The organism is Sphingomonas sp. LH128 (assembly GCF_000293195.2).
GTDB classification, from domain to species: Bacteria; Pseudomonadota; Alphaproteobacteria; order Sphingomonadales; family Sphingomonadaceae; genus Novosphingobium; species Novosphingobium resinovorum_A.
On the sequence record NZ_ALVC01000220.1, the window covers coordinates 31,072 to 39,745 of the forward strand.

Genomic DNA, 8,674 nt, shown 5'->3' on the forward strand with positions numbered 1-8,674 from the left:
CAGTCTCGGGCTCCGGCCCACCCCGCTGCGACTAGGGCCTGCGGCCCAAGTCTCGCTTCACCCCCTCCCGCAAGCGGGAGGGGGTGAAGCGCGTCAGCCCTCCCGCGTGCGGGAGGGCCGGGAGGCTTGGCAGCTTGCTGCCTAGCCGGACGGGGTGGGCCAAAGCCGCCCTCAAAACCGCGCCCGAACCGACACCGTCAGCCTGCGCGGCGCCCCCGGAGCATAAGCGCGCGGATTGTCCGCACCGGGCGCCTCGGCCAGTTCGATCTCGTCGATCTCGGAGAACGTGCCCATCGTGACGTAGTGCCGGTCGAACATGTTGCGCAGTTCCGCCGCCAGCTCGATCCCCGGCGCGACTTCCACCCGGCCCATCATGTCGAACACCGCGTAGGCCGGGGTCTTCGCATTGTCGTTGCCCTCATCGCCCACCAGCACCTGTCCCGAGCGCGCCCTCATCGCGAAGCCCAGTTCCCAGCCTTTCCCGGCCCGCCCAGCGTAGAGGTTCACCGAATGGCGCGGCACGCCCGGCAGGCGATCGCCGCGCTGGACTTCGACCAGACCGTCCTCGTCCGCCTCGGGGTTGGAGGGGCTCGAAACCGCGAAATCCTGCCAGAACTTCGCATCCGTAAAGGCATAGCTTCCCGACAACCGCCAGCCGCCCTGTCGCCAGTCGGCCGAGGCCTCGATCCCCTGCCGCCGCGATTCGCCGAGGTTGGCGAAATAGGCCCGCCCGCGCACTTCCGAGGCGATCATGCGGATGTCGTTCCTCGTGTCCGACCGCCAGCCGTTCACCCGCCATGTCAGCGCTGCCCCAAAAGCATTGGCGCCGCCCGACAGCCCGGCATGCCAGTTGCGCGCGGTCATCGCCTTCAGCGGCGGATCGGCGATGAAGAAGTTCGCCAGCGTGCAGGGCGATTCCGGATCGGCGCAGGACAGCTCCGCCGGCGTCGGATTGCGGCTGGTGAGCGCGAAGCCCGCCGTCGCATGCACATCCGCCCCCAGCGCATAATCGAACTCGATCGAGGGGTTGAGGCGGCTGAACCGGTGGCTGCCGTCGAGCGCGTCGCCCAGCCGGTCGTCCAGTCTAACCGTGTTGCGCGACCAGCGCGCCCCGGCCTCGACCGTCAGCGCGGGGGTCAGCGGCACTTCGGCGCTGGCGAAAAGCGCCAGGTCGCTCATGCGGGTGACGACGTCGACCGGGGTGATGCCGCCCTCCTCCGAGGTCAGCAGCAGGCCGAGGCCCTCGACCGAGCGGTCCTCCTCCAGTTCGCCCAGTTCGGTGGTGGCGGTGAAGCGGGTGCGCGCGCGCTCCCACGAAGCGCCTACGGCAAAGCGGCGGGTGCCGTTCTCGGTCTCGCGCTCGTCGAGCCATTGCAGCATGGCACCGCCGCTGCGGGTGCGCTCGCGGCCGCGGTTGAACACGGCGTAGTCGTCCACCGCCGGGTCGTTCACCACGCGGGCGCCGTTCGCCAGCAAGGGTTCCTCGAACTCGTCGTCGTCGCCGAGGCAGAGGTAGCCCGCATCGTCCTCGCAGGCGCCGAAGTCGGCGAGGTCGCCGTTGGCGCTCTTGCGGGTGAGGGTCTGCCAATGGGTGCGCAGTTCGATGCGCCCGGTCTCGCCTGCCGCGATCCACGGTGCGGCGACCAGCCGCGCGAAGCGGGTGTGGGTGACGTCGGGCGTGGTGAATACCGCGTTCCACTTGGCGGCGAGCAGTTCGACCGGGGCGACGCCGTTGCCGGTGAGATCGGTGTCGGCGGCGAGGCCCTGCACCTCGATCCCCCATGCCCCGGCATCGTGGACGCCCTTGGCGAACACGCGCTTCAGCGTCGAGGGTGAGGCGACGCGCCAGCCGTCGTCATGCCGCGCCTCGGCGACGATCAGGAGGTTGTCGGCCTTGTCGCCCAGCCCCAGCGAGGCGCTGCCGCCCACACTGCCGAGCGTGTCCACGTCCGCCTGCAGGCGCAGACCCGACAGGCTCACGCCATCATGCGTGGTCAGCAGCAGCGAGCCCGCCAGCGCATTGCGGCCCAGCACCGGGTTGGCATCGTTGAGCTGCGCGTTCGCCAGCGCCATTTCGGGAACCACGTCGAGCAGCACCACGTCGCCGAACGGCTGGTTGAAGCGCACCCCGTCGAGGTAGACCGCCATGCCCTGCTCCGCGCCCTGCAGCGCCGAGGCGGAGAACCCGCGCCAGGTGATCGCTGCCTGCCACGGGTTGCCGGTCGATTCAGCCAGCGTCAGGCCCGGTACGGTGCGTTCCAGCGCGCGGGCCAGATCGCGCTTGCCCGCGATGTCGAGCGCCTGCGGGTCGATCTCGCGCGCTTCGTCGAGGTCGATGGCGCCGCCCGGTGCGGTGACGACGATGGGCGCTTCCTCGGCCAGAACCGGCGAGGCCGAGGCCATCAGCCCGGCGATGATAAGACTTGTCTTTCGCATCCCTCGTGGCGCCTTTGCGGCGCCCTCCCCGTTTGGCACCCCCACCTCGTCATTGCGAGCGCAGCGAAGCAATCCAGGGCCGAGCAGACCGCCCTGGATTGCTTCGCTATGCTCGCAATGACGAAGGAAGGGTCTGCACCGTTACAACATCCGGCGCAGCACGCCGTCCTTCAGCATGAAATGATGGCGCAGCGCCGCCGCGATGTGGCCGAGCACCAGCACCAGCAGCACCCAGCCGCCGATCTCGTGGAACTCGTGCCCCGCGCCGTAGATCGCGCTGCCCTTGACGACCGAGAGCTTGGGCCACTGGAACACCCCGAACCACGACAGCGGGTACTTGCCCGCCGACGCGATGATCCAGCCCGACAGCGGCATCGCGATCATGAACAGGTAGAGCACCCCGTGCACCGCATGGGCGAGGCCGACTTCGGCGCGGCTCATCGAGGCCGGGTACGGCGGCGCCTTCCACGCCATGCGCCAGCCGAGCCGCGCCAGCGAGAGCACCAGCACCGTCAGCCCGATCGCCTTGTGGACGGGTATCGCGAAGTGCAGCAGCCCGCTGGCGAGGTTGCCGATGATGAGCAATGCGATGATCCAGTGCAGCGTGCGCGCGCCGGCGTTGTACTTCATGGTGTTCATGGGTCTGACCTCCCGTGCGGCCCCGCTTCGGCCGGGCGTTCCGGAGGTAACTTACGATATTCCATCATGGCTGCGACTCCGGTGATGGTGGCGCGTCGCCCCGGTGCATGCCGGGACGACGCAAGGATCAGAAGAACAGGATGCCGCCCAGCGCGAGGGCGTCGCTCGACGCCTCGTTGCCGGAATGCGCCTTGGCCTTCGAATGGGTGTACTCGCCGATCAGCGTGACCCAGCTGGTCAGGCTGTAGCGGACTTGCCCGACCCAGCTCGAATTGGTGTCGACGAGGTTCGGACTGGCCAGAGCATCGGCCGCGTTCGCATAATGCAGCGAACTCTCGCCATAGCTGCCGCCCACCGCAAACTTGCCGAAGCTGGCGAGCGCCTGAAGGTAGAAGCCGTCGCTCTTGCGGGCGTTGCCGAAGCCGTCGGTGTCGTGCAGCCCCAGTACCGTCGTGCCGAGGCCCTTGGCGGTGTAGTAGTAACCCACCGCCGTGATCGGCCCCGCCGTCAGCTTGCCACCGAAGTCGAGGCCCTGCCCGGTGTAGCTCTGGCCGGTGATCTCGTTGTGGCGCTGCGTCACGCCGCCTGCCCAGGCGCGAAGGCCGATGCCGCCGAGCGTCGCGTCATAGGTGATCTTGCCCTGGAAGCCGGGCTGCGAGTTCTCCTGCGCCGGGCCGGTCAGCGAGGACAGCGGCTGGAACACGCCCACCGATGCCTGCACGCCGCCGAAGCTGGGCGAGGTATAGGTGATCTGCGGCTGGAAGTCGGTGTAGATATAGCCCACGCCGATGCGGCCGAGCGTCGTGTTGCCCGGCGCCACGTTGCCCCCCGGCGTACCGGATGAAAGCAGCGTGATGTCGTTGAGGATCGCCTCCGACCCGAACAGGCCGATGTCGCGGCCGATCTTGAAAGTGCCGACGGTGGGCTTGCCGAAGGTCAGGTAGGTCTGGCGGAAATCGATGCCCGCCGTCGCCAGCGCGGTCGGCTGGCCGCCGTTGTTGGCGCCCAGCGCCCCCCATGCGGCCGAGTTGATGCCAGGATACATGCCGAAGAAGGCGCCGATGTCCCAGCCCTCCTGCTTCGTGCTCACCTCGACCTTCAGGAAGCCCGGCAGCAGACCGTTGCGCACCGCGCTGGAATTGCGCGTGCCGACGCTGGCGACGCCGCCGGTGACGGCGGTGGTGGCCGATGCGCTCGCCGGGTTGTCGTGGACGTAGAAGCCGTTGACCGAGCCCGAGAACTTGATCGTCGCCGGGCCGACTTCGAGGCCGATGCCGCTCTCGGTACGCTTGACGTAAAGGCCGGGGTCACCGGCGGGCGCGGCTGCGGCGGGTGCCGAGGCCGGAGCGGGTGCGGAGGCTTCGGCCTGCTCCTGCGCGAGCAGCTCGGTGTAGTCCTCGTCGCTGAGAATGCCCTTTTCGTGCAGGCGCTTCAGAAGCGCCTCGCTGCTGCCTGCGTAGGCGGGTGCTATAGCCAAGGCGAGTACGCCCAGCGCGGCACCGCCGCGTAAAATGATCCGCGAAATCATGGATCCGTCCCCCGTTGGAAGTTGTCGTCTATTCCTGCGACTGAGGCGGACCATGCGGCCGGGGCGGGCGGCGCGAAATTGGACTTTGGGCAGTGGTACTTTGGGAGGATGGCGTTTGACCGAGGGGGCTTCGACAAGCTCAGCCTGAGCGGAAATGGGATAGAATTGAGGATTGGAAGCCTATTCCAAACCCCGCTCGTCCTGAGCTTGTCGAAGGACCACAGCGCTACCTCAGCGCCCCAGTGCCACGCCCCACGGCCCCTCGCCCGCCGGGATCGTCGCGGTGACCTTCATCGCCGCGAGGTCCACCAGCGAGAGGTCGTCACTCGCCCCATTGGCGACCAGCGCGCTACCCCCGCCGGGCAGGATCGCGAGGTGCCACGGCCGCGCGCCGACCTTGACGTAGCCGCGCACCTCCCCGCTCGCCACGTCCACCAGCGCGATGCTGTCCGCCCGGCCGAGCGCCACCACCGCCGTCTTGCCATCCGCCGTGAAGCGGATGCCGCAGGGCATGACCTTGTAGTCCGGCGCACCCGACGGGGCGAAGCGGATGGTCTTCACGACGTCCTTCGAAGCGACATCGGCGACCTGCACCACCCCGCCCACTTCCGCCGCGATCCAGACGTGCTTGCCATCGGGCGTGAACTCGACATGGCGGGGCCGCGCCTCGGTCTCCGTCTCCCCGGCGACGGTGTGGGTGGCGAGGTCGATCCAGGCGACCGAATTGTCCTCCTCGCTGGTGACCAGCAGCCACTTGCCGTCCGGGCTTTCCGCGACGCCTTCGGGCTCCTTGCCCACCGTCACCTGCCAGGCGACCTTGCGCGCGGAGAGGTCGATCGCGGTCACCGCGCCGTCGTCCTCGTTGGCGGCGTAGAGCAATTTTCCGTCGTGCGAGGCGAAGAACTGTTCCGGGTCCGCGCCCGATGGCAAAGTCGCCACCAGCGCGCCGGTGGCGGGGTCGCGAACTTCCACCGCATTGTCGGCGCTGGCACAGACGAGCACGTACTTGCCATCGCGCGTCATGGTGATCCCGCGCGGACGCTTGCCCACCGGCCACTGCGCCACCGCCTTTCCGCTCGCCAGATCGATGACGGTGACGGTCGAGGACCGCTCGTTGCTGACATAGGCGCGCGTCACGGCGCCATCGGCATCCTGCGCATGGGACGGGGCGGCATAAAGGGCGCAAAGCGCCAGCGCGAAAGTCTTCAGGCTTCTCTCCATACGCCGAAACCTACGCCTTCCGGCATCCGCAGCAATGGCACCTTGGTCTTGTACCATTGGCCAACTGGTCACCCGCCCGGACCCAAGGTTATCCGAAAGCAACATTCGGGAAGAGAAGCCAAGCGCAACCCGAAGTCGCAGAGGACACCTGATCCATGACCATTCGCATCGGCCGCGCGGTCCTGACCGTCGCCGCCGCCATCACCTCGCTTTCGATCGGCACCAATCTCTACGCGCACGGCGACGTCGTGCCGCAGCCGGTGGACACCTCTGCCCTGCCCGACATCGAAGGCGGCAACGACGTGTGGAAGACCGAGAACCCCTACTCGAAGAACGAGAAGGCGATCGCCATCGGCCAGTCAGCCTACGGCCAGAACTGCGCGCGCTGCCACGGCCTCGAAGCGATCTCCGGCGGCATCGCGCCAGACTTGCGCTATCTCGAACTGGGCTCGTCGGGCGACGAGTGGTTCGTCGAGCGTTTCCGCCACGGCTCGGCGCACGACGGCAAGGTCTACATGCCGCCCTTCGGTGACGTACTGGGCCAGAAGGCCGGCTGGGCGATCCGCGCCTGGCTGGAATCCAAGCACACGGACGAATAAGCGGTGGACCGCCGGTCCCTCATCAAGGGTCTCGGGGCCGTGGGGGCGCTTGCGTCCCTGCGGCCTGCCGCGCTCTGGGCCGCGCCGCTGGAGAAGGTGAAGGCGCTGGGCGCGCTGCGCGTCGGCCTCTACACCGACAACCGCCCATGGTCGTGGGACGAGAAGGGCAAGCCCCTAGGCATCGACGTCGATCTCGCCCATGCCCTTGCCGAGAAGCTGGGCGTGCGCGCCGACATCGCGCTGTTCACGGCGGACGAGGATCTGTCCGACGACTTGCGCAACGTCATCTGGCGCGGCGGGCTGCTCGGCTTCCAGCCCTGCGACGTGATGCTGCACGTCCCCTTCGACCGCCAGCTGATGGCGCGCGAGGACAACGTCACCTTCCTCGCCCCCTACTACCGCGAGAGCTTCGGCGCCGCCTGCGGTGAGGCAGCGGACTGCGAGGCGATGCCGGTGCGCTGGAAGGGCAAACGGATCGCGGCGGAACTCGACTCGATCCCCGACTTCTACTTGCTCGGCCATGCGGGCGGGGCCTTGTCGAAGGACGTCGTCCACGTCCCCACCGGCTACGAGGCGGTCATGGCCGTCGGCAAGGGCGAGGCGGACGCCGCCGTCGCCAGCACCGCGCAGATCGAGGCCGCCCTGCACGACGCACCCGACGCGGGCATCCTTCGCCGCAAGGGCTTCCTGCCCGCGATGCTCTCGCCCGGCTGGGACATCGGCATCGCGGTGAAGGAAAACAGCCGCAACCTGGGCTTCGCCATCGAGGAACAGTTCGCCGCGATGGCGAAGGACGGCCGCATGAAGGCGATCTTCGCGCGGTACGGCGTCGAGTGGAAACCCGCGCTGGCCTCGCAGACCGCGTAAAGCTCCGGAGGGGGACGGGGGTGCCGACTGCGACCGGCGCCCCCCGAACCGGAGCCTGTCGTGCTGCTATCCCATCGTCATCCCCATGGCCTTCAGCCCCATGACCTTCGCCATTGCGAGCGTAGCGAAGCAATCCAGAGCCGCCCAAACCGCCCTGGATTGCTTCGCTACGCTCGCAATGACGAAGGGTGGGGGCCAATAGACGGGACCGCGATCCTACAGCACCAGTTCCTCGAACATGTCGCACCACGTCGGGTTGAGCGTTTCGATCAGTGCCAGCTTCTTCCTGCGAGACCCGGCTTTCAGCTGCTTCTCGCGCAGAATGGCATGCTCCATCGTCGAGTGCAGTTCGAACCATACCAACACCTTGCAGCCATATCTGCTTGTGAAGCCATCGACGACGCCCTCGCGATGCTGCCATGCCCGGACGCGCAAGTTGGAGGTGACGCCGACGTAGATCGTTCCGTTCGGCCCGCTCGCCATGATGTAGACCGCCGGCTGGAAATCACGCTTCATGACCGGAACATGTGGTCGTCACGCTCCGCCCGCCAATTAACACCTCGTCACTACTCCCCCTTTCGTCATTGCGAGCGCAGCGAAGCAATGACGATGTGTGTGGGGATGTGCGGAGGGGGCCGCGAGGATGCGCGTTAGGACGCAGCAAAACCCTCCTCCCAAGGTGCAATTTTGCCGGCCCTCCTACAGTCCTAGGCTGCACGGCGACGATCGGGGTTCGGGGGCATTTTCCCGAGACACGCACCCCCGGCCGAATACCCAAAAACGGAGGGACAGGATGAAGCGGCGTTTCACACATATACTCGCAGCCCTGACGGCAGCCAGCAGCCTCGCGGCAGTACCGCTCTCGGCCGCCGATGGCCCGACCAGCGCCGATCTGCTCAAGGACGCCGACACCCCCGGCGACGTGCTGACGTATGGCATGGGGCCCTGGCAGCAGCGCTTCAGCTCGCTCGACCAGATCAACACCGGCAACGTCGCCAAGCTGCTCCCGGTCTATGCCTCCTCGCTCGGCGGCGAGAAGCAGCGCGGGCAGGAGGCGCAGCCGCTGGTCTATGACGGCACCATTTACGTCACCGGATCGTACTCCCGCCTGTTCGCCTTCGATGCGCGCACCGGCGAGAAGAAGTGGGAATACAACGCCCGCCTGCCCGATGCGATCATGCCGTGCTGCGACGTGGTGAACCGCGGTGCGGCGATCCACGGCGACAAGATCATCTTCGCAACCCTCGACGCGCATCTGGTCGCGCTCAACCGCAACACCGGCAAGGTCGTGTGGAACAAGAAGACCGGCGACTATCAGGCCGGCTACTCGGCCACCGCCGCGCCGCTGATCGTCGGCGACAAGGTCATCACCGGCAACTCGGGC

General features: G+C 67.7%; 8 protein-coding genes. 3 read left to right on the forward strand and 5 right to left on the reverse strand.

Annotation, left to right across the window (positions count from 1 at the left end; translation table 11 throughout):
• Positions 1 to 171 precede the first annotated feature (171 nt).
• The 4 genes from LH128_RS17825 to LH128_RS17840 form a co-directional block, all read right to left on the reverse strand.
• Positions 172 to 2,436 (reverse strand): TonB-dependent receptor, encoded by a 2,265-nt coding sequence (locus LH128_RS17825; RefSeq protein ID WP_008831066.1) that lies wholly within the window; start codon positions 2,434 to 2,436, stop codon positions 172 to 174.
• Between the two features lie 141 nt (positions 2,437 to 2,577).
• Positions 2,578 to 3,075, reverse strand: coding sequence for a cytochrome b (locus LH128_RS17830; protein WP_008831067.1), 498 nt, complete (start codon positions 3,073 to 3,075; stop codon positions 2,578 to 2,580).
• Between the two features lie 127 nt (positions 3,076 to 3,202).
• Positions 3,203 to 4,603, reverse strand: a complete 1,401-nt coding sequence (locus LH128_RS17835) for a hypothetical protein (protein WP_008831068.1) — start codon at positions 4,601 to 4,603, stop codon at positions 3,203 to 3,205.
• A 231-nt stretch (positions 4,604 to 4,834) separates the two neighbouring features.
• Positions 4,835 to 5,824 carry a PQQ-dependent catabolism-associated beta-propeller protein gene (locus LH128_RS17840; RefSeq protein WP_008831069.1) on the reverse strand — a complete coding sequence of 330 codons (990 nt, stop codon included), beginning with the start codon at positions 5,822 to 5,824 and terminating at the stop codon, positions 4,835 to 4,837.
• Between the two features lie 155 nt (positions 5,825 to 5,979).
• Here LH128_RS17840 and pedF point away from each other — a divergent pair, with 155 nt between their 5' ends.
• Positions 5,980 to 6,423 carry a cytochrome c-550 PedF gene (gene pedF, locus LH128_RS17845; RefSeq protein WP_008831070.1) on the forward strand — a complete coding sequence of 148 codons (444 nt, stop codon included), beginning with the start codon at positions 5,980 to 5,982 and terminating at the stop codon, positions 6,421 to 6,423.
• A 3-nt stretch (positions 6,424 to 6,426) separates the two neighbouring features.
• On the forward strand, positions 6,427 to 7,290 hold the full coding sequence (locus tag LH128_RS17850; protein ID WP_008831071.1) for a substrate-binding periplasmic protein: 864 nt from the start codon (positions 6,427 to 6,429) through the stop codon (positions 7,288 to 7,290).
• A 216-nt stretch (positions 7,291 to 7,506) separates the two neighbouring features.
• Here the strand turns inward: LH128_RS17850 and LH128_RS17855 are convergent, their stop codons facing one another.
• Complete coding sequence (locus tag LH128_RS17855; RefSeq protein ID WP_008831072.1) at positions 7,507 to 7,806, reverse strand: GIY-YIG nuclease family protein; 300 nt, start codon at positions 7,804 to 7,806, stop codon at positions 7,507 to 7,509.
• A gap of 277 nt (positions 7,807 to 8,083) precedes the next feature.
• Between LH128_RS17855 and LH128_RS17860 the strand changes: the two genes are divergently transcribed.
• Positions 8,084 to 8,674 (forward strand): outer membrane protein assembly factor BamB family protein (locus LH128_RS17860; protein ID WP_008831073.1); only part of this gene is annotated, 591 nt, incomplete at its 3' end.

Coding starts and splice junctions, on each gene's coding strand:
- LH128_RS17840 (WP_008831069.1), bottom strand. CDS start 5,824: ATGGAGAGAAGCCTGAAGACTTTCGCGCTGGCGCTTTGCGCCCTTTAT.
- pedF (WP_008831070.1), top strand. CDS start 5,980: ATGACCATTCGCATCGGCCGCGCGGTCCTGACCGTCGCCGCCGCCATC.
- LH128_RS17830 (WP_008831067.1), bottom strand. CDS start 3,075: ATGAACACCATGAAGTACAACGCCGGCGCGCGCACGCTGCACTGGATC.
- LH128_RS17855 (WP_008831072.1), bottom strand. CDS start 7,806: ATGAAGCGTGATTTCCAGCCGGCGGTCTACATCATGGCGAGCGGGCCG.
- LH128_RS17825 (WP_008831066.1), bottom strand. CDS start 2,436: ATGCGAAAGACAAGTCTTATCATCGCCGGGCTGATGGCCTCGGCCTCG.
- LH128_RS17835 (WP_008831068.1), bottom strand. CDS start 4,603: ATGATTTCGCGGATCATTTTACGCGGCGGTGCCGCGCTGGGCGTACTC.